The sequence below is a fragment of the Flavobacterium sp. GNP010 genome (assembly GCF_056428945.1).
This window is the reverse complement of record NZ_JBWJVK010000005.1, coordinates 1-20,065: the sequence shown is the minus strand read 5'-3', so window position 1 is coordinate 20,065 and position 20,065 is coordinate 1. Positions and strand designations below refer to the sequence as shown.

Here is a 20,065-nt window from a genome sequence, read left to right as displayed (position 1 = left end):
TTTAATCTTTCAATAAAAAAACATGAAAATAATTGTTCCTATGGCTGGACGCGGATCTCGCCTTCGCCCGCATACATTATCCATTCCTAAACCGTTAATTCCTATTGCTGGAAAACCAATTGTACACCGCCTAGTTGAGGATATTGCAGGCGTATTGAATCAAGAAATTGAGGAAGTAGCATTCATAATTCATGAAACTTTTGGTAGTAAAGTAGAGGAGGAATTAATAGCTATCGCTCACAAACTGGGCGCAAGAGGCACGATATACTACCAAAACGAAGCGCTAGGAACCGGTCACGCCATTATGTGTGCCAAAGATTCATTGAGCGGACCTGCAGTAATTGCGTATGCAGATACGTTGATTCGAGCTGATTTCGATTTAGATAAAAATGCCGACAGTGTGATTTGGGTCAAACAAGTAGATCAACCAGAAGCTTTTGGTGTGGTAAAACTAAACGAAGCAAATGAAATAGTAGAATTGGTTGAGAAACCAGAAACATTTGTTTCAGATTTGGCTGTCATTGGGATTTATTATTTTAAAGATGTGGCAGTACTAAAAAACGAATTGCAGTTAGTACTAGACAACAATATTATCCATGGAGGCGAATACCAAATCAATGACGGTATTAAGCAAATGATGGCCAAAGGCATGAAATTTGTCCCAGGAAAGGTAGACGAATGGATGGATTGTGGGAATAAAAATGTCACCGTTGAAACTAATTCACGAATGCTAGGTTTCTTGCACAATGACGGCATACATTTAGTAGATGATACCGTAAAATTAGAAAATTCAACCATTATTCCACCTTGTTATATTGGTAAAGATGTCATTTTAATCAATGCCACTGTTGGTCCAAATGTTTCTTTAGGAAACGGTTGTCACGTTGTAAATAGTACCATACAAAACAGTTTGATACAAACGCATACTCACATAAAAAATGCAAATCTCGATAATGCCATGATCGGAAATCACGTTAATTTTGACGGCAATTTTACCAGTATCAGTATTGGAGATTACTCGGTATTAGAATAATCCTCATCCGAAAGGAGAACAAAAGTAATAATGAAAAAAAGACTTTTTATAGGACTACTACTCGCTTTGCAATGCAATTCGGCTTTATTATGGTCACAAACAGAACCAGAAGATATTAAGCTGGATGCAGATCAGTTTCAAGAACTTTTTTTCGAATCCTTAATGCAAAAGGGAATTGAAAATTATGACAAAGCAATAGCAGCGCTAGAAAAAGCCAATAAATTCAAGCCAGATGATGCCTCGGTATATTATGAATTAGGAAAAAATTACTTGGCATTAAAAGAATATAAAAGCGCCTATTCTTCTTTTGAAAAAGCTACTCAAATAGATCCAAAAAATAAATGGTTTTGGGTTGGAATGTATGATGTGAGTTACGATACTAAAAATTTCACTCAAGGAATTACAGTCATTAATAAACTGATTGAATTCGACCCCAAGTACAAAGAGGATTTAACTTCGCTTTACATGGCAACCAACCAGTTTGACAAAGCGTTGGCTTTAATTCAAGAACTCAATGAAACTTCCGGAAAAACAGATCGTAGAGAATTATACAAAAGCCAGATTCTATCGGTAGGGAAATTTCAGAATGCTGAAATTACTAATCTGGAACAGTTGATTGAAAAAAATCCGCAAGAAGAGGCTAATTATATCAGCTTGATATTTTTGTATTCTAAGAATGATGAAGAGAAAAAAGCATTTGAAATTGTTCAAAAATTAGAAAAAGCAATCCCAAATTCAGAATGGGCACAGGTAACTTTATTCAAAAAATATTTGGATGCTAATGATGGACCAAAAACAATAAACGCGATGAATATTGTTTTGGCAAGTACCAAAATTGATTCGAAAATCAAGCACCGAATTTTAAACGAATTTTTACTTTTCACAGAGAAAAATCCGCAATACGCAGCTGATTTAGAGAAAGCCGTTAGCTATTTTGAAACTGATAAATCGGTAGCAGTCGCAAAGGAAATAGGGAAGTTTTTTCAGGTAAAAAAACAATGGGAAAAGGCAATTAAATATTATAATCTAGCTTTGAAAACTGGGTCGCAAGATGATATTGAAACGAATTTACTTTTGCTGCAAGCGCAAACAGAGTTGAAACAATTTGATAGTGTTGCTACAAACGCTATGCTTTTGGTAGAAAGTTTCCCAACCCAAGCTCAGTTTTATTACTATGCCGGACTAGCGAACAATCAGTTAAAGCAATATAAAAAAGCCAAAGACTTTCTAGAAATGGGCATGGATTATGTAGTAGAGAATAGGGAATTAGAAATTAATTTCAATATTCAATTAGGAGAGACCTACAACGGATTGGGAGATTTCAAGAAAAAAGACTTGTTTTTTACCAAAGCCAATCAATTATTAAAAGAAAAAAAGTAATGAAAAAAATAGCATTAGTACTTGTACTTTCTGTTTTTGTACTTTCGTGTAAATCCAAAGCAGTTGCTGTAGCTGCTAGTAACGAACCTGTTGCAGCATCAAATGAAATGTCAGCAAAAAAAATAATAGAAAATTATTACAACAATAAAAATCAGTTTTCTACATTATATATTAAGTCTAGTGCACGCTATTCTGACAACAAGCAAACTCAGAATGTTACAGCAGAAATTAGGATTAAGAAAGACGAACAAATTTTGGTAAGCATTCGATTTCTCGGAATCACGATGGCAAAAGCATTGATTACACCTAAGTCTGTCAATTATTATGAAAAAATAAATGGAAGTTATTTTGAAGGGGATTTCAGTAGTTTGAGCCAATGGCTGGGAACAGATTTGGATTATATTAAAATCCAGAACATGCTTTTCGGCAAAGCTATTGATGATTTGACTAAAGGAAAATATTCAGAATCAGTAGTAGAAAAAACCTATCGATTGGATGCTATTTCAAATGACAGTACCAAAAAATCATTCTTTTTGGATTCGGATACTTTTTTAATCGAAAAACAAGAAATTACACAAACTACCGAAGAGCGAATGATCAAAGTGGCTTATCCGGATAATAAGGTCTACAATGAGGCGATATTGCCAACAAGTGTTTTAATCAACACCTTCCAGAAAAAAGGAAACACCGAAATCAATTTGGAATACAACTCGGTTTCGTTCAATGAAGAACTTTCTTTTCCTTATAGTGTGCCAAATGGGTACAAAAGAATTTTAATTAAGTAAATTAGCCAAAATATTTTTTTAACATGCCAAAATTTCTCCTTACCCTAATTTTTATTTGTATGACTTCATTTGTATGGAGTCAAGAATCACAACAAGAAAAATTAGAAGAACGCAAAGCTCAAATTCAAAAAGAAATTCGTGAAAATGAAAAGTTACTACAATCGGTAAAGAAAAAAGAAAAATCAGCTGTTAATGTAGTTGTTATTCAAAGCACTAAAATTAAGCTGAAAGAGAAATTAATCACCACCACAGAGAAGCAAACGAAATTGCTTAAAAACGACATGTATATCAACCAAGTTCAGATTAACAAACTCAAGAAAGAGTTGGCTGAACTTAAGGAGGATTACGCAGAAATGATCGTAAAATCATATAAAAGTCGTTCCGCCGAAAGCAGAGCCATGTTTTTATTGTCCTCTGAAAACTTTTTGCAGGCCTATAAAAGGGCACAATACATGAAGCAATATACTGGGTATCGAAAAATGCAAGGCGAGGAAATAAAAGTCAAATCAGATAAACTTGCTGATTTTAATCAAAAGTTAAACGTACAAAAAACAGCCAAACAAAAACTGATCGCTGAAAACGAAAAGGAACGTTTGTCATTAGAAAAGGAAAAAAGAGAGCAGTTGAAATTGGTTAATACAATTAAAAAAGATAAAAATAAGATTGCCCAAGAAATTAGAAAAAGACAACAAGAATACCGAACAATTGATAGGCAAATTAACAAGTTGATTCGGGAAGCGATTGCAGCGGCAAATAGAAAAGCGGCGTTAGAAAAAGCGAAAGCTAATCCAAATGCACCCGTTTCAAGAGCAGCTGTTTCATCTACTAAAATTGAATTGACGCCAGAGGCTAAAATTATTGCAGATAATTTTAAAGCGAATAGAGGTAGATTACCTTACCCTGTTGAAAAAGGATTTATTTCATTAGGTTATGGAAATCAAACCCATCCACTCTTTAACACCATTACAATTCATAATAGTGGTGTAGAAATTACCACAGACAAAGGAGCAAATGCAAGAGCTGTTTTTGGTGGAGAAGTAACTAGCGTTATTATTGTCTCACCTGTAAACAAAGCCGTTACCATACTGCATGGTGATTATTTTACGGTATATCAAAATTTAAGTTCAGTATCTGTAAGTAAAGGCGATAAGGTCAGTATCAAACAAAGTATAGGTAAAGTAAGAACCAATGGTGACTCCGGAAAAACAGTTTTGAAATTTATGATTTCTCAAAATTCAACTTTAATCAATCCAGAAGGGTGGTTGTCACCAAGGTAATAGTATTATTTTCATAAAAAAAAGCACTATCGTATTCTTTGGAATGTAATAGTGCTTTTTTTAAATTGATTATAATAGTAAACACGATCTGTATAAAATGATATTTATTTCTAGGAGTTAGATATTTTAAAATAGTTTGGGCTTTTAGGATAATTTTTTGACGAATACTTCAACAGATACTTTTTCAAAAAACCATGTGTTATTGGTAAACAGACTAGAACAAATAAGAAATCTTAACATGAAAAATTCAATGGATATTCTCAATATAAAAATCCCCAAAAAAGTATCGTGAAGTTAAGGAATCTCCTAATTATGTTACTGCTAATTACCTTTATGATTGGTTGTAACAAAAGAAAAGTGGAAGAAAAACAACATTCTTTTAGAGCAATTAATGGACGAGATACAGCCTACTTATCACTCACAACGGGAGATAATTATTTTATGGGAAAATATGAAATATTTTATGGACATAAAACCATGAAAGACTCAGGATATGTACGAGGTAAAATAGTTGGCGATACTTTGTTGGGTGCTTATTATTACAAATCGTACGGAGGTCTAGGTTTAAGTAAGCCAATTGCTCTGTTAATGAAAGAAGACAAATTACTATTAGGTTCAGGAGTGCAGAGTAGTGTATTGGGACTAGTTTTTTTTACTACTGAGGTGCCAATTAATTATGATCAACCAGTATTTATTTTCGAAAAATTTCAAAAAAAGAAGTAGAAGTAAGCTATTAAAAATGGTATAATCTGTACATAAAAATTCTTAACTGCACCTTTATTTAGCTACAGATTAAAATGATTCTTAGATTTTAATCTAAGAAAATCAATTTAATCTGTGGCTTTTTTTAAATTTAAAATCGCAAACTTTTAGTCGATAGTGTTTGATAGGAGAAATTATACAGTATTACTCTGATTTATTGAATGAGGAATTAATAGATTTCATCATGCCCTCAGTAGACCAAGTTCCAGAAACGATAATGCGTCTAATGGTGTAAATGGGATCTGTCGTATCCCTTTTGGTAGCTAAGATATACCCCATTTTATAGTTACTCTTTTTTATTTCAGGTATCGCAGCGGTATTCCACAGTCCGAATGGATAGGCAAAATCTGAAATCGGTTTACCAATGATTTCTTCTAGTTTTGCTTTGGGTTTTACCAATTGTAAGTGCCAGTCGTCACCATTATATTTGGTAACCATATGGTGATCCCAAGTGTGTGCGGCAACAACATTTCCACTGTCGGATAGGCTCTTAATTTGCTCTTTGCTCATGTATCCGGGACGGTTAATGGAGACCGTCATGACAAAAAATACGCCTTTAAAACCATATTTTTTCATTTCGGCTGCGCCAATGCTAAATTGCTCTTCTCTAGTATCATCAAAGGTAATTAAGATTGGTTTTGCCGGCAATGGACCATCAAACACCAAATAATTATACAATTGTTCGGGCAGTATAGTTTGATAACCAGCATCGGCTAAGGCTTTCATTTGTTCAGCAAAAGCTGGTGGTTTTACGGTATAAACTTTTACATCTCCACTTGCACTTGGTTTGAAGTCCCGGATGTTATGATAGCATAAAATAGGCACTTCTTTTTTAGAAAGAATGGTTGCAGCATCGTTAGCTACTTTTTTTAATGTCACTTTTTTTTCAGGTGCAACTGCAACCGGAACATCAGGTGTTTTTTTATGGGTTTCTTTTTGGCAGCTAACCATTAAAATTAAAGCAGTAAAAAAACAGTAAAAAATATTTTTCATAACTTAATTATTGGTACTGAATGTAAATTGGTTTTGGAGTAAATTTTACCAGTTCTTCTGGGCTATACATTTTCCAGTTTTTTTTGTTGTCATTTTTATAGAACAATTTAAAACCTGCAAATTGCACGGGCTCTCTATAAATATAGCTCACATAAGAATCTTTTTTCAATACTTTACTTCCAAAACCATCCATATCCATCACAATTTGCACTTCTGGAACAGTTTTAATTTCTTTATAGTTTTTTACCATTCCTTGTGTAAAACGATGTACCACTAAAACTTTTGGAGTTAATTTATTTTTACGCACTATTTCAGCTAAAATAGTAATAGCATCATTAATATCAGCTGCGGTAAAATGCCCAATTTTTGACCCAGGACGCTCTCCATTTTTCATCGAAAATTCAGGGTCAATTCCTAAATGTACGTTTGGCATGGCTAGGTATTTTTCCAGTTCAGCTACTTCGGCTTTAACACTGCTGTGTCCCACTTGAATGTCTAAAAAAACCAATGCATTGATCGGTTTAGCCCAGCTAATAATGGTGTCTATTTGTTTGTGTGGCATACGCATGCGGTGCATGTTGTTTTTTCCTGGAGCTCCTTGTGCTGTAACTGCTATATAATGCAGTGCAGGAATTGCTTTAGTTGTTGAGTCAGCCGCTTGCCAACTAGCTACTTCGCCTTGTAATTTTGCTAACATTTCTTTTCGAGGAAGTTCTCCTAAAATACCCATTCTTGTAGAATATAAATTCCCGTAATAAGCAATGATTCTGTTATAAGGTAGCAACGCTCCAGCTAAAGGATAAGGAGCTTTTACAGGCCATCTACCCGTGGTGTCATTGTTGCTAAGAGCCACCATTCTTTTATTAAAATCAACAGTATCAATTGTTAGGGGTTTTATTTTTTCGGTCGTAGTAGTTGTAGCGGTATCTGATTTTTCAGCGCCCGTTTTACCGTCTCCAGCTTTTCCTTTATTGCAAGAAATTATTAAAAGTAAAAGCGAAAGTGCTACTAGTGAAAGGAATGATTTTTTCATATTTATGCGTTTTTTTTCTTTAAAATGGGAACCTATTTGCAAGCAAGGTATCTATTTTTATTGTGATTCGACAGCCTAATTTTTTATATAATTTACAGTTAACCTAATCTGGTTTTGTGTTACTAAAGCTCCATTTTTAGTTTAAAATTAATATTGAAACGAATTTTGATGCAGATAATTGTATATTTATATGTTTGAGGTATGGCTTCTGCTCCATCATATTTTGATTTTGTATTGGGCTTTATACCAACAAAACTGTAACTTTATAATCCATTTTAATGCATTAAATAAAAGGCAATTGTTTAAAAAATCATTTTTCATATCCTATTTATTCTTTAGTATAGCGATTGTTTTTGGACAAACCCAAAAGGATACTATTGCACTTTCTGCTATTACGTTAAACAGCTTGACTATTAAAAACACAGTTCAGAACACTGCAGCAGCTGTTTCCGTAATTAGTATTGCAGATATCAACAATAGCGATGGTATTATACTCACGCCAGTTTTGAATAGGATTCCAGGAGTAACCATGCAACAAGGCGCGTTGAATACGAATAGGATAACGATTCGAGGTATTGGTGCAAGAGCACAATTTGGCACCACCAAAATAAAAGCTTATTTTGATGGGATTCCGCTTACTACTGGTGATGGAGAAACCACACTTGATGATCTTGATTTGGCTTCTATTGAAAAAATTGAAATAATAAAAGGTCCAAATTCTACTAGTTTCGGATCGGGATTAGGCGGTGTGATTCAGTTATTTTCTAAGGAAACACCTGTGAAAGAATCTTTTGGTAAATCGACACTCACTTCGGGTAGTTTTGGATTAATACAACAACGACTTTCAGCAGGTTATAGTGATGCTAAAACCAATTTGTTCAGCAGTTACACCGATTTAGAAACAGAGGGATTTAGAGCCAATAGTTCGTACAAAAGGAAAACAGTCAATTTGCATGGTAGACAAAAATTAAGCAGCAAAGGGAATTTATCTTTTTTAGGAACTTTTACGCGATTAAAGGCTTTTATTCCAAGTTCTATCAATGAAACTGATTTAAAAAACAATCCAGAAAAAGCAGCTAGTACTTGGGCTGCAGCTCAGGGTTTTGAATCCTATGATAAATTTCTTTTGGGATTGGGTTACGAGCATAGATTTTCAAAAAAGTGGTCGGTGCAAGCCAACCTTTTTTCAAATTTTAAAGACGCATATGAACCTAGGCCTTTTGATATTTTAGAAGATAATACAAGGTCGCTGGGATTTCGTTCGAATGTGAATTACAAGGATACAATGTATGCTTTGCCCTTTGAATTGAGTTTTGGGACGGAGGTATTAACCGAAAAATACGAGTACACGCTGTATCGAAATTTATATCAATCGCAACCCGGTCAAGGCAGTATTCAAGGCGATACGTTCGGTGCCTTTCAACAAAACAGAAACTACAGTAACTTTTTTATTCAAATGGAGTTTTGGCTCAATCAAAAATCACATATCGAAACGGGATTGGCATTAAATACCACATCTTATACTTTGGCAAATGTTTTTGCAGGTACTCAAGCCAATAAAGAGCCCTATACTTTTGGATCAGTGTGGTCTCCGAGACTAGGCTTGTCTTATAAATTAGATAACGGTAAGAATCTTTATGCTTCGGTTAGTAAAGGATTTTCTGTTCCTACAGTTGCCGAATCGCTGACACCAGAAGGTCAAATAAATACCAATTTGAAGCCTGAAAAGGGTTGGAATTTTGAATTAGGTTTTAAAGGAAATTGGTTGAAAAATAAAATGTATACTGAAGTAGCATTGTATTCGACTCAAATTTCTAATTTATTGGTGGCAAGGCGCACTGCTAACGATCAATTTATAGGAATTAATGCAGGCAGTAGTTCGCATTCAGGTGTGGAATTTTTGTTGAATTATAAATTTTTAGACAATACGCAATTTCAATTAGGATCCTATTTTTCAGGAGCAATGAATGCATTTAGATTTAAAGAATTTATAGAAGATACTGCTGACTATTCAGGCAATCAATTAACTGGAGTTCCTGAATCGCAATTTAATTTTGGATTGGATTTAACTGCAAAAAATGGCTTTAGCTTGAAAACCTCTTTCCGAACCATGGGCAGGATTCCATTAAATGATGCCAATACTAAATATAGCGAAAGGTATGCGATGCTAGACATTAAAAGCAGTTATGTTTTTGCAATAGCAAAAGTGCTACAGATTGAGTTACATACAGGGATTAATAATGCTTTAGACCGCAAATATGCGGCTAACATTTTACCAAATGCGGTTGGTTTTGGCAGTGCTGCTCCAAGGTATTTTTATCCAGGAAATCCTGTAAATTACTATGTAGGATTTTCAGTTACGTATTATTTTTAAAACTGTATTTTGTATATATTTTTATTTTTTTAAGCTGGCAACTTCTTTCGCTGTAACAATTTTTGTTTGCTTGTTGCTCCACGAACTCATTACATAGTTCATCACATCTGCAACTTCTTGGTCAGTGAGATCCATGGATGGCATGGCATTTTTATACTTGATTCCATTGACCGTTATTTCGCCACTCTGTCCATATTTTACTGCAACAATACTCTCACTTCTTTTCTTACTAAGCCAATCTGATCCATCAAGAGGCGGGATTCTTTTTCCACTGCCTTTGCCATTAGCGCCATGACATTGCATACAAAAGTCAGCGTATATCTCTTTTCCAGGTGGTTGTGCAGTAACATGTTTTGAAGCTTTATTGCCCAATGAAATATAGTTATGATTTTGTATTTGATTTTCAAAAGCTAGAAAACTTAAAAATACGATTCCAGTACCTATAAATAATCTTGTAGTTATCATGATTTAGTTGGGTATAATTTTAACGATTCCTTCTCCTTCAACTCCCATGTAAATGAAGCCATCTGGACCTTGAGCTACATTGCGCACGCGACCCACATCAGTTGCTATCTTTTGTCTGTCAATTATTTTATCTCCATTTAATTTAACCAATTCTAGATACTCAAATTTTAATGAACCTACTAGTAAATGTCCTTTCCACTCGGGATATTTATCGCTCGTAACAAAGGTCATACCACTGGGTGCAATAGAAGGCAACCAATAATATACTGGGTTTTCAATGCCAGGTTTGGTTTTTTCAGTACTAATGGTGGTATCGTCATAATCAATTCCGTAAGTGACCACAGGCCATCCATAATTTGCTCCTTTTTTAATAATATTGATTTCATCACCACCTTTTGGTCCATGTTCATGTGCCCAGATAGCTCCCGTTGCTGGGTTTTTTGCAATTCCCTGTGGATTGCGATTTCCATAGGTATAGATAGCTTCTTTGGCTCCGTTAAGACCTACAAAAGGGTTGTCTTTAGGAATGCTACCATCATCATTAAGGCGATAAATTTTTCCTCCATCGCGATTAAGGTCTTGTGGGTTTACAAAATGCTCTCCTCGTTCTCCAATCGAGAAATACAGATAACCATCGTTATCAAAAACAATTCGGGAGCCAAAATGCTGTCCTTTTGTTGTATTGGGCGTCGCTTTGTAAAGTGATTCTATCTGTGTCAAACCTCCATCAACTAATTTGGCACGAATCAATTTAGTATTCCCACCAGTACCTTCGCCTTCATCAGAAGCATACGTAATATAAATCCATCCATTTTTAGCATAATCGGGATGGAGCACAATGTCTAGCAAACCACCTTGACCGCGTGTGTATACTTTCGGAATGTTTTTTACAGTTGTTTGAATGCCATTTTTAATATGATAAAGTGTACCACTTTTTTCAGTAACTAATAATGCGCCGTCCGGTAGCCAAGCCATTCCCCACGGAATAGCAATATCTGATGCTACGGTTTCTAAGGTGTACTTTTTTACTTCTTCTTTTATTGTAATGTCGTCTTGTTTAACCTGAGCCTCACAACTAAGGGTTAGAAAATTTATAATTAAAAGAGAAATGAGTGTGGTTTTTTTCATAGGAATACTATTTAGTATGCAAAATGTATAATAAAGATACTAAAATCGTAGTTAAAAGAAAAATAGGCTTAAATTATTCCATTAGAACATTTGATTTAATAGCCAAGAAGTAAACGATTAGAAATTACAATTATGTGTAAAACAGCTAATAAATAATAATGTAAACAAACCAATTAATTTTTTCATGGGCATATATCTTTCTGTTTTGTTTAACAAATCACACAAATAGTAAACATAAATAAGTCTTTAATGAAATTTCACCTTTTAAAAATGCTTTTTTAATTACTGATTTAAAAATTGTTTAGAGAAAGTAATTATTTTAAATCGCTATTGCAACTTGTTGTTTCTTCTGTCATTATTACTTTCTTGAAATGCAAAAACTTAATTTATACCGTTTATTATTTAACTCGTTTTGTTTTCTGTGCCACAACACTTTTTCTATTGAACAGTTGTAGATAATTTTATATTTTTGTTTAACTTTGCAGTCAAAATTATAAACAAAATAGGTGTAGTGCGAATATTGGATGTTTGCATTTTTTTTGGCTCAAGCCAAAATAGTTACATTCAGGATTACTATTAAAAATCGAATGGTAAGGTGCAATTTTAAAACAAGTAAATTTTTGCCTGAAATTAAAATAGAATAAAATGGAAAATAAAAAACCAGATAATGTTGTTTATTCAGTTGAAGCGGGATATAATGCTAATGTTTTGCCTTATGCTACAAGTGCAGGAGCGCCTGTAATTCGGGTGGATGATTTGGTATCGTGGAAAAGTAGAGGGATAGATAATGTAAACAAAGAATTAGGAATTAAGTTTAACGAACTGAAACTGCAATACCAAAAGTTGATGGAGGAGTTTGAATGGAACGAATTAGTATACAGTGCTAAATTTTCATTTGAACCAGTAATTGGCGAAATTTATCATTTGTACAGAGACGCCGAAGGGATCAATTTTCTTTCTTTGATTGGACCGAATGAATGGAACAAGGAGCATATTGGGACTTTTAAACTCAATAGCGAAAAAAAATGGACACTTCTCAATGGGAATGAATCACATCTATATTAAAAATAACCAATGTAATAATCGTTAAATGTAATATTCCAAAACGCAGAAAACACAGTAAATAGGTAAAGAGAAAGGGTAGAAAATCTAAATTTTCTACCCTTTTTTTATTCTGAAAATCCACTTTACAGCGTTGCTGTATAAAGCATTCTTGTCTTTTTGTATGCAATCCAGATTAAAAATTAAATCTCGACTGCGCTCCATCTGACAGGATTAATACGATGAAATTATTTTTTTTCCTTATCTAAAATAATCGCAGGAATTTGCTGTTTCATTACAAAGGCATTAAATTCCTTAACATCGTTATCCACGATTTCTTTAATTTTCTGGAGTTCGGCATCTATTTTCATAGCTAAATCTTCATAAACTGCATAAGCATTTCGGGTTGGTTTTGATTCCGATGATGAAATATTGGATCCTAATCCAGCCATTTTATCGTTTAATTGAATTGGGTATGCTAATACATCTTGTGGTGCTTTAGCTTTTGGCTGCATTAATGTCGACTCAATTTTATCCAAGTTATCTAGAGTCGATTTCGTCATTTTTTTCATTTGATTAACCGCCACAGTATCTTTTACAGTAGCTATATATCCATTAATTTGTGTGCGAATTTTCCTCAGTTGGTTAATCGCAATATGAGCCTCATTGATCTTTTTATTTACTTTTTGATGCAAGTCAAATTGTTCTTTTAAATCAGCATCACTCGCAGTCACTCGCGGATCAAGTTTGATCTCAACAGCTGCTTCTGCAATAATAGTTTTGTCTTCAATTAACCGAACAATATAAGATCCCGGTACTACTTTTGCGCCAACACCAGAACCTGCCCACATTACATTAGTTCCGTCAACTGCAGTTACATTTGGATAGCGCATATTCCATACAAATGAATTCATACCTGCTTTTGCGGTGATGAAACCAGGTTGCTCTTTTTTAGGATCTTGATAAAATTCCTTTGAAACTTTCATGGGAGCACCCTTTAAGTCTTTAGTGGAAGAGTAGGTATTTATCGTATCTCCTTTTGGTGTCAGAAACTGTAATTTTATCTCAGATGAAGGTTTCTTCTTGAAAAAGTAACGAACAATTACTCCATTTGGCGCATTAGTTCCAGAACTCATGTCATCGCTTTGTCCGCCTTGCATTCTATAAGCAGGACGCGGTTTGAAAAGGTGTTTGTCACCTTTTGCTGTTTTGTCTTTTATTTCATAAAGCGGCGTAATATCATCTAAGACCCAAAAAGCACGTCCATGCGTAGCAACAATTAAATCTTTTTCTCTTTTTTGAATTCTTAAATCTCTAATAGGCGTTAACGGTAGATTCAAGTTTAGTTTTTGCCAAGAATCTCCGTCGTTAAAGGAAACATAAACGCCTCGCTCAGTTCCAGCAAACAATAATCCAGGTTTGTTTGGATCTTCACGCAATACTCTGCAATATTCATCAGATGGAATCCCATTGGTTATTTTAGTCCAACTTTTTCCATAATCAACCGTTTTGAACATATATGGTGTGCGATCGCCGTACATGTATTTATTGGCTGTTAAATATGCTTTTCCTTTTTCATGTTCTGAAGTGTGAATCATACTAATCAAAGAAAAGTCAGGCAGTAGTGTTGTTGGTAACGAGATATTCTCCCATTTTGCCCCATCGTTTTTAGTGATATGCACTAAACCGTCATCCGATCCTGTCCAGATTACTCCCTTTTCTAGCGGTGATTCTGAGAGGGTGAATATCGTAGCGTATACTTCTGCTCCTGTTTGATCCTTAGTTATTGGTCCGCCCGTTTCTCCTGTAGTTTTAGGATCATTTCGGGATAAATCAGGACTTATAATTTCAAATGAATGACCTTGATTTTCTGTTACGTGTACTACCTGAGAAGTAACATACATTCTTTTTGGGTTGTGAGGCGAAAAAACAATTGGGTACGTCCATTGAAAACGGTATTTTTTGGCACTGGAAGGAGCCCCAATATTCGATTCTGGATACGGAGAGATATCTTTTCCTTGACCTGTTTTTTTGTTGAAAGAACTCAATTGGCCATCGTATTCGCCACCGTATGTAATGTCAGCATTCGTTGGGTCGGCTTCGATATATCCTGCTTCGCCACCTGCAGCGGCGTACCAAGATTCAGGACCTATGCCATAACCGCTAGATCGAGAAGCGATACGAATGGAAGAATTGTCCTGCTGAGCACCATAAATATTATACGGGAATTCATTGTCTACTGATACATGATAAAATTGAGCGGTTGGCGTGTCTAATTCGGTGAAGGTTTCCCCACCATTAAAGGTCACTTCGCCACCACCATCATCGCCGATGATAAAATTTTCTGGGTTTAAAGGATTGATCCATACATCATGTGTATCTCCATGTCGGACATTTATTTTTTTAAAGCTTTTACCGCCATCACTGGTTTTCCATGCATCTACATTTAATACAATTAATCCATTTTCGTTTTTAGGATCGGTTTGTAAATTCATGTAATACCATGGTCTTTGCCAAAGATTTTTATCTTCATTAATCAATTCCCAGTGCTCACCCGCATCATCAGACCGATACAGTCCACCTTTTGTGTTTTCGATCAAAGCATACAAGCGATTCGAATTTACTGGAGACACAGCGATTCCCATTTTTCCTAGGATTCCAACTGGCATTCCTGGTTTCTCGTTAAGCGATTTCCAAGTATCACCGCCGTCGATCGATTTATACATTCCAGATCCTTTTCCTCCTGATGACATAGAATGACCGTTACGATATCCTTCCCACAGTGTTGCATAAACAATTCTAGGATTGGTAGGATCGATACGAACACACATGGCGCCCGTTTTTTCATCTTTAGAAAGAACTAATTGCCAGGTGTTGCCACCGTCTTTGGAGCGGTAAACACCGCGTTCCGGATTAGATTTAAAAGGATTCCCCATGGCAGCTACAAAAACAATATTGGCATCATTGGGGTGTACTTCAATATTAGCGATTGCATCTGCTTTGTCCAGGCCAGATTTAGACCACGTTTTTCCGCCGTTTACAGATTTATACATTCCATCACCAAAAGAGATATTGGATCGCATATCCGCTTCGCCCATTCCTACGTACACCACATTCGCATCAGATGGCGCTACTGTAATAGCACCTACAGCCGATGATTTAAAAATACTATCAGAGATAGGAAACCATTCATTCCCTCCATCAATTGTTTTCCAAACGCCACCTCCTGTTGAACCAAAATAATACGTCAAAGGATGGTTGGCATGTCCTGCTACAGCAAGTGATCTTCCGGATCGAAAGGGCCCGATATTTCTCCATTTAAGAGCGTTGAAGAGACTATCTGAGACAAAATTTGAAGTGGTTTTACTTTTTACATTCTTTTTTTGCCCATAACTTAATCCGGTAGAAAGCGTTATGAAAAATGCAAGAACGATACTCAAGTGAATTTTTTTAAAATAAGTTTGGTTCATAGTTTTTATTAGATTGGTTATTGGTTATTAAATTTTAGCCTACAAAGGGGTTCGTCATTTACAGTTATAAACACCGTATAGTAGAAAAACGGTAGTTAACTGGCTATCAAATATAAGAATTAATTTGTAGTTTTTAGAATCTCAAAATAATGAGGATATTGAACCTTTTTTTCACAAGGTTGATGTTGTATCGATTGGTTAAATCATCACTAAAAAGCAAATAGTTTTGGCTAGAGAAAGATTTTGAAAAAGTAAAATGCTAGTATTGCTGTACGTTAAAGTGATTTTAGTACTAGTGTTTAGTCCAGTTAGCAGTGGAGCTCCTTATGAGGTAGCCGTGGATTTTTTCTTGGCAGAAGGAGCGACTTCCATTTTTGGGGAGCTCCTTTACGCCATAAGAAGAAACAAGGATAGGAATAAGAGCGTAACGAAATACAGAAATAGCTCCTTGTTATATTTAGAGTTAGGAATACATTACAAACAAGAAAGACTACCGTTCCCGATAGTCTTTTTTTTACTTTACGAAATAGTTAACCAAAACCCCATTTATAATAATGGAAAATCATAAAGTAATACTTTATTTCGAATCTAATTTTGTTGAAATACCACAAAAGTTGTTGTTCAAAATAGTTCAAGCAAGTCCAATTACTTAAATAGGAGACAAACATAAGGAGGGTTGTGGAAATTATTTTACGGGAAACCGTAAAGTGTTATTATTTTTAAACTAAATGTACTTACGCGCGTAAGTTGTAGAATTGGTTGGGGTTACAAGAGTTTTAAAACAAAAAAGCCTCTACATCTCTGTAAAGGCTTTTTAAAAAGCTCCCTCTCTTGGACTTCCCGAAATAAATTCGGGGTAAACTTCACGCCAAAAGAGGCCACAAAAAAACCCGATACTTGCGTATCAGGTTTTAAAAAGCTCCCTCTCTTGGGCTCGAACCAAGGACCCTCTGATTAACAGTCAGATGCTCTAACCAACTGAGCTAAGAAGGAAACTATATGTCTTTATTCTAGTATTGAATGAACGTTTTTAATTGCTTATTAGTGCTGTTTGTTTCACTTGTAAAGCGGTGCAAAGATAGGCTATCATTTGGTTTATGCAAACAAAAAGCAAACTTTTTTTATTTTTTTTTACTTACCTAGGATTGCTTTGTAAATGTCGTTTCCGTTCGCAAATAGTAATAGTGTGATAAGTAAAACAAAACCAACCATTTGTGCGTTCTCTAGGAATTTATCGCTAGGTTTTTTGCCCGAAACAATTTCGTATAATAAAAACATCACGTGACCACCATCAAGTGCTGGAATAGGCAATAAATTCATTACACCAAGCATTATCGATAACAATGCCGTGATGTTCCAAAAAACTTCCCAGCTCCATGTTTTTGGAAAAATATCAAAAATGGCTTTAAAACCTCCCACTTGTTTGTAAGCACCCGTACTTGGACTGAAAATCATTTTCAATTGTTTTCCGTATCCTACTAATTGATCTTTTCCTTTTGTGATACCAACTGGAATTGATTCTAGTAGGCTGAATTCTTGTTTACTGATTTTATAGTAACCCAATTTTTCTAATGATTCCATACCTAAACCTCCGGGTTGAACGCCAAGCTTTCCATCTTTAGAAATAACAACAGGAACTTGAACTTCTTTTTGATCTCTTAAAACAGTAGCGGTAATCGATTTGTTTTTGTTGTTCTCCAGAACAGTTTTTGCTTGGTCAAAATATTTTGTTGGTTGTCCGTCAAGCGCAACTACAATATCCTTTGGTTGTAACAAAGTATTTTTAGATTCATCAGCAACATTTCCAATTACAAAAGGTCTTCTAATATCTAGCAACATGCTTTTTTCTTGTTTCGACAATTGGTCTACAAAATCATTCGGCATTTTAATTGCTTGTTCCGTTCCATTTCGTACAATTAGAACCTCTTTGGCCATGATCACTTTCATGGTCAGGTCATTATCAAATTTTACGATTTTTTCACCATCTACCGAAACGATTTTGTCTCCTGTTTTGAAGCCAACGTTTAACAACGCTTTGTTTTCGATTAGCAATCCATCTTTTAAATCTTCATTAGCTATATAGGTGTCACCATAAACGAATGCCATTCCGATATAGATAATAAACGCCAAAATAAAATTTACCGTTACGCCTCCCAACATAATAATCAAACGTTGCCAAGCTGGTTTAGAACGAAATTCCCATGGTTGAGGAGGCAAGGCCATTTGTTCCTTGTCCATGCTCTCGTCAATCATACCTGAGATTTTCACGTACCCACCAAGAGGCAACCAACCAATACCGTACTCGGTTTCGCCAATTTTCTTTTTGATAAGGGAATATTTAACATCAAAAAACAAATAGAATTTTTCGACTCTAGTTTTAAACAGTTTAGCAGGAATAAAATGTCCTAATTCGTGAAGTATAATCAGTAATGATAAGCTCAATAAAAATTGAGAAAGCTTGATAACTATGTCCATTTATTTGTCATTGCGAGGAATGAAGCAATCTAATCCTCTTATTAATTTAGTTTTTTTAACCCACAAAAGTAAGGTTTTCTATTTGTATATTTTGCAATAATTGTTCCAGACCATTTTAAATGTTTGTTAATTATTATAAATTCATTTTTTTCATTTGACCCCTCTCCCTTAACTTTACATTTGGATAACAACTATTTCTCGTTACCTTCACTTTAAAATCAATTGTATGTCTTCAAAATTATTTTCCCCTCTTTCTTTAAAAAGCATCACGCTAAAAAATAGAATTGCTATTTCTCCAATGTGTCAATATTCAGCTATTGATGGCTTTGCCAATGATTGGCATTTAGTGCACTTAGGCAGTCGTGCTATTGGTGGCGCAGGATTGATTATTCAGGAAGCCACTTCAGTTTCTCCTGAAGGTCGGATTTCTCCTGAAGATTTAGGTCTTTGGAGGGACGAGCAAATCGAGAAATTGCAACAGATTAATCGTTTTATTGTCAGTCAAAATTCGGTTCCAGGTATTCAGTTGGCGCATGCCGGTCGCAAAGCAAGCGCAGCATCACCATGGAACGGAGGCAGGAAAGTAGCCATAGAGCAAGGCGGTTGGAACACGGTTGCACCAAGTGCTGTGGCGTATCACGAAAACGAAGATGCACCTCTTGCATTAGATAAAATTGGCATTCAAAAAGTAATTACCGATTTCAAGTCGGCTACTAAAAGAGCGGTCGAAGCAGGTTTTCAGGTTATGGAAATTCATGCGGCGCACGGGTATTTGATGCACCAGTTTTTGTCGCCATTGTCTAATTTTAGAACCGATGAATACGGAGGAAGTTTCGAAAACCGAATCCGTTTAACGCTAGAAGTTCTTGAAGCAGTGCAATCAGAATGGCCAGAAAATTTGCCTTTATTGGTTCGAATTTCAGCTTCGGATTGGGCAGAAGGTGGTTGGAATTTGGAGGAATCCATTCAACTTTCTAAAATTTTAAAAGAAAAGGGAGTAGACTTAATCGATGTTTCATCCGGCGGAGCAGTTTCGCATCAACAAATTCCGTTAGGTCCAAATTACCAAGTTGCTTTTGCCGAAAGCATAAAAAACGAAGCAGGAATCCCAACGGGTGCTGTAGGCTTAATCACTGAAGCTGCTCAAGCAGAGCAAATTATTGCCTCGGGAAAAGCAGATTTGGTATTGTTTGCGAGAGAATCATTGCGTAATCCGAACCTCGGATTGACATTTGCACATGATTTAGAAGCAGAAATCACTTGGCCTAAACAATACGAAAGAGCTAAAAAATAATATTTTTAAACCTATAAGTCATGTAAGTTTCACTTTATAGGAGTAGAGATTTAGTGTATAAAAACATTTCAATCTTTCAGCTGTATTTCAGTTCTTCTAGCTTAAAAATCAACTTCTAGTCTCGGTTTTAAAAAATTTATATGCTACGTAAGTTAAAAAAATAATTGTTTCGGCTTTTAAACCATTAAGGAATTAAGAAAAGTTAAGCTTTAGCTTTGTGGTCGTATTAAGCTTTTCTTTTAAAAACTTATATGGCATATAAATTAAAAAAATAATTGTTTCGGCTTTTAAACCATTAAGGAATTAAGAAAATTTAAGGTTTAGCTTTGTGGTCGTATTAAGCTTTTTCTTTTTAAAAACTTATATGGCATGCAAGTTAAAAAAATAAAGGTTTCGACTTTTAAATCATTAAGGAATTAAGAAAAGTTAAGCTTTAGCTTTGTGGTCGTAATAAGCTTTTTCTTTTTAAAAACTTATATGGCATACAAGTTAAAAAAATAATTGTTTCGGCTTTTAAACCATTAAGGAATTAAGAAAAGTTAAGCTTTAGCTTTG

The 20,065-nt window shown here is 35.0% G+C and carries 15 protein-coding genes and 1 tRNA gene; 9 read left to right on the top strand and 7 right to left on the bottom strand.

What is annotated here, in order from left to right; all coding sequences use genetic code 11:
* Window positions 1-22 precede the first annotated feature (22 nt).
* From AC061C_RS02830 to AC061C_RS02810, 5 genes are all read left to right on the top strand, one after another.
* Window positions 23-1,033 carry a sugar phosphate nucleotidyltransferase gene (locus AC061C_RS02830; protein WP_478289945.1) on the top strand — a complete coding sequence of 337 codons (1,011 nt, stop codon included), beginning with the start codon at window positions 23-25 and terminating at the stop codon, window positions 1,031-1,033.
* Window positions 1,034-1,063: 30 nt separating this feature from the next.
* Entirely contained in the window at window positions 1,064-2,413 is a 1,350-nt protein-coding gene (locus AC061C_RS02825; protein ID WP_478289944.1) for a tetratricopeptide repeat protein, read from the top strand.
* Complete coding sequence (gene lolB1, locus AC061C_RS02820; RefSeq protein WP_478289943.1) at window positions 2,413-3,198, top strand: lipoprotein insertase outer membrane protein LolB1; 786 nt, start codon at window positions 2,413-2,415, stop codon at window positions 3,196-3,198. Before AC061C_RS02825 ends, lolB1 begins: the two co-directional genes overlap by 1 nt.
* Window positions 3,199-3,257: 59 nt before the next feature.
* A complete protein-coding gene (locus AC061C_RS02815) occupies window positions 3,258-4,475 on the top strand; it encodes a murein hydrolase activator EnvC family protein (protein ID WP_478289942.1) in 1,218 nt (405 codons plus the stop codon).
* Window positions 4,476-4,787: 312 nt separating this feature from the next.
* Window positions 4,788-5,198 carry a hypothetical protein gene (locus AC061C_RS02810; RefSeq protein WP_478289941.1) on the top strand — a complete coding sequence of 137 codons (411 nt, stop codon included), beginning with the start codon at window positions 4,788-4,790 and terminating at the stop codon, window positions 5,196-5,198.
* 183 nt (window positions 5,199-5,381) lie between these two features.
* On the opposite strand, the gene AC061C_RS02805 is transcribed toward AC061C_RS02810, so the two are convergent.
* On the bottom strand, window positions 5,382-6,230 hold the full coding sequence (locus AC061C_RS02805) for a polysaccharide deacetylase family protein (RefSeq protein ID WP_478289940.1): 849 nt from the start codon (window positions 6,228-6,230) through the stop codon (window positions 5,382-5,384).
* 7 nt (window positions 6,231-6,237) lie between these two features.
* Complete coding sequence (locus AC061C_RS02800; RefSeq protein ID WP_478289939.1) at window positions 6,238-7,263, bottom strand: hypothetical protein; 1,026 nt, start codon at window positions 7,261-7,263, stop codon at window positions 6,238-6,240.
* 298 nt (window positions 7,264-7,561) lie between these two features.
* Here AC061C_RS02800 and AC061C_RS02795 point away from each other — a divergent pair, with 298 nt between their 5' ends.
* Window positions 7,562-9,637 (top strand): TonB-dependent receptor family protein, encoded by a 2,076-nt coding sequence (locus AC061C_RS02795; RefSeq protein WP_478289938.1) that lies wholly within the window; start codon window positions 7,562-7,564, stop codon window positions 9,635-9,637.
* Between the two features lie 21 nt (window positions 9,638-9,658).
* On the opposite strand, the gene AC061C_RS02790 is transcribed toward AC061C_RS02795, so the two are convergent.
* The gene (locus tag AC061C_RS02790; protein WP_478289937.1) at window positions 9,659-10,102 is read right to left on the bottom strand and encodes a c-type cytochrome; all 444 of its coding nucleotides are present in this window, start codon (window positions 10,100-10,102) and stop codon (window positions 9,659-9,661) included.
* A gap of 3 nt (window positions 10,103-10,105) precedes the next feature.
* Window positions 10,106-11,230 carry a PQQ-dependent sugar dehydrogenase gene (locus AC061C_RS02785; protein WP_478289936.1) on the bottom strand — a complete coding sequence of 375 codons (1,125 nt, stop codon included), beginning with the start codon at window positions 11,228-11,230 and terminating at the stop codon, window positions 10,106-10,108.
* A 645-nt stretch (window positions 11,231-11,875) separates the two neighbouring features.
* Here AC061C_RS02785 and AC061C_RS02780 point away from each other — a divergent pair.
* Entirely contained in the window at window positions 11,876-12,295 is a 420-nt protein-coding gene (locus AC061C_RS02780) for a DUF2452 domain-containing protein (RefSeq protein ID WP_478289935.1), read from the top strand.
* Between the two features lie 224 nt (window positions 12,296-12,519).
* On the opposite strand, the gene AC061C_RS02775 is transcribed toward AC061C_RS02780, so the two are convergent.
* The gene (locus tag AC061C_RS02775; protein WP_478289934.1) at window positions 12,520-15,741 is read right to left on the bottom strand and encodes a WD40/YVTN/BNR-like repeat-containing protein; all 3,222 of its coding nucleotides are present in this window, start codon (window positions 15,739-15,741) and stop codon (window positions 12,520-12,522) included.
* 256 nt (window positions 15,742-15,997) lie between these two features.
* Here AC061C_RS02775 and AC061C_RS02770 point away from each other — a divergent pair, with 256 nt between their 5' ends.
* On the top strand, window positions 15,998-16,309 hold the full coding sequence (locus AC061C_RS02770; RefSeq protein WP_478289933.1) for a hypothetical protein: 312 nt from the start codon (window positions 15,998-16,000) through the stop codon (window positions 16,307-16,309).
* A 351-nt stretch (window positions 16,310-16,660) separates the two neighbouring features.
* Here AC061C_RS02770 and AC061C_RS02765 read toward each other — a convergent pair.
* Together AC061C_RS02765 and rseP are read right to left on the bottom strand one after the other, a co-directional pair.
* A tRNA-Asn gene (locus tag AC061C_RS02765) sits at window positions 16,661-16,734 on the bottom strand.
* Between the two features lie 138 nt (window positions 16,735-16,872).
* A complete protein-coding gene (rseP, locus tag AC061C_RS02760) occupies window positions 16,873-18,216 on the bottom strand; it encodes an RIP metalloprotease RseP (RefSeq protein ID WP_478289932.1) in 1,344 nt (447 codons plus the stop codon).
* Window positions 18,217-18,442: 226 nt separating this feature from the next.
* Here rseP and AC061C_RS02755 point away from each other — a divergent pair, with 226 nt between their 5' ends.
* Entirely contained in the window at window positions 18,443-19,510 is a 1,068-nt protein-coding gene (locus AC061C_RS02755) for an NADH:flavin oxidoreductase/NADH oxidase (protein ID WP_478289931.1), read from the top strand.
* The last annotated feature ends 555 nt before the right edge of the window (window positions 19,511-20,065 follow it).

What these genes read in the sequence shown, in the direction of transcription:
- AC061C_RS02830 (WP_478289945.1), top strand. Translation starts at nt 23, where the DNA reads ATGAAAATAATTGTTCCTATGGCTGGACGCGGATCTCGCCTTCGCCCG.
- AC061C_RS02825 (WP_478289944.1), top strand. Translation starts at nt 1,064, where the DNA reads ATGAAAAAAAGACTTTTTATAGGACTACTACTCGCTTTGCAATGCAAT.
- lolB1 (WP_478289943.1), top strand. Translation starts at nt 2,413, where the DNA reads ATGAAAAAAATAGCATTAGTACTTGTACTTTCTGTTTTTGTACTTTCG.
- AC061C_RS02815 (WP_478289942.1), top strand. Translation starts at nt 3,258, where the DNA reads ATGACTTCATTTGTATGGAGTCAAGAATCACAACAAGAAAAATTAGAA.
- AC061C_RS02810 (WP_478289941.1), top strand. Translation starts at nt 4,788, where the DNA reads ATGTTACTGCTAATTACCTTTATGATTGGTTGTAACAAAAGAAAAGTG.
- AC061C_RS02805 (WP_478289940.1), bottom strand. Translation starts at nt 6,230, where the DNA reads ATGAAAAATATTTTTTACTGTTTTTTTACTGCTTTAATTTTAATGGTT.
- AC061C_RS02800 (WP_478289939.1), bottom strand. Translation starts at nt 7,263, where the DNA reads ATGAAAAAATCATTCCTTTCACTAGTAGCACTTTCGCTTTTACTTTTA.
- AC061C_RS02790 (WP_478289937.1), bottom strand. Translation starts at nt 10,102, where the DNA reads ATGATAACTACAAGATTATTTATAGGTACTGGAATCGTATTTTTAAGT.
- AC061C_RS02785 (WP_478289936.1), bottom strand. Translation starts at nt 11,230, where the DNA reads ATGAAAAAAACCACACTCATTTCTCTTTTAATTATAAATTTTCTAACC.
- AC061C_RS02780 (WP_478289935.1), top strand. Translation starts at nt 11,876, where the DNA reads ATGGAAAATAAAAAACCAGATAATGTTGTTTATTCAGTTGAAGCGGGA.
- AC061C_RS02775 (WP_478289934.1), bottom strand. Translation starts at nt 15,741, where the DNA reads ATGAACCAAACTTATTTTAAAAAAATTCACTTGAGTATCGTTCTTGCA.
- AC061C_RS02770 (WP_478289933.1), top strand. Translation starts at nt 15,998, where the DNA reads ATGCTAGTATTGCTGTACGTTAAAGTGATTTTAGTACTAGTGTTTAGT.
- rseP (WP_478289932.1), bottom strand. Translation starts at nt 18,216, where the DNA reads ATGGACATAGTTATCAAGCTTTCTCAATTTTTATTGAGCTTATCATTA.
- AC061C_RS02755 (WP_478289931.1), top strand. Translation starts at nt 18,443, where the DNA reads ATGTCTTCAAAATTATTTTCCCCTCTTTCTTTAAAAAGCATCACGCTA.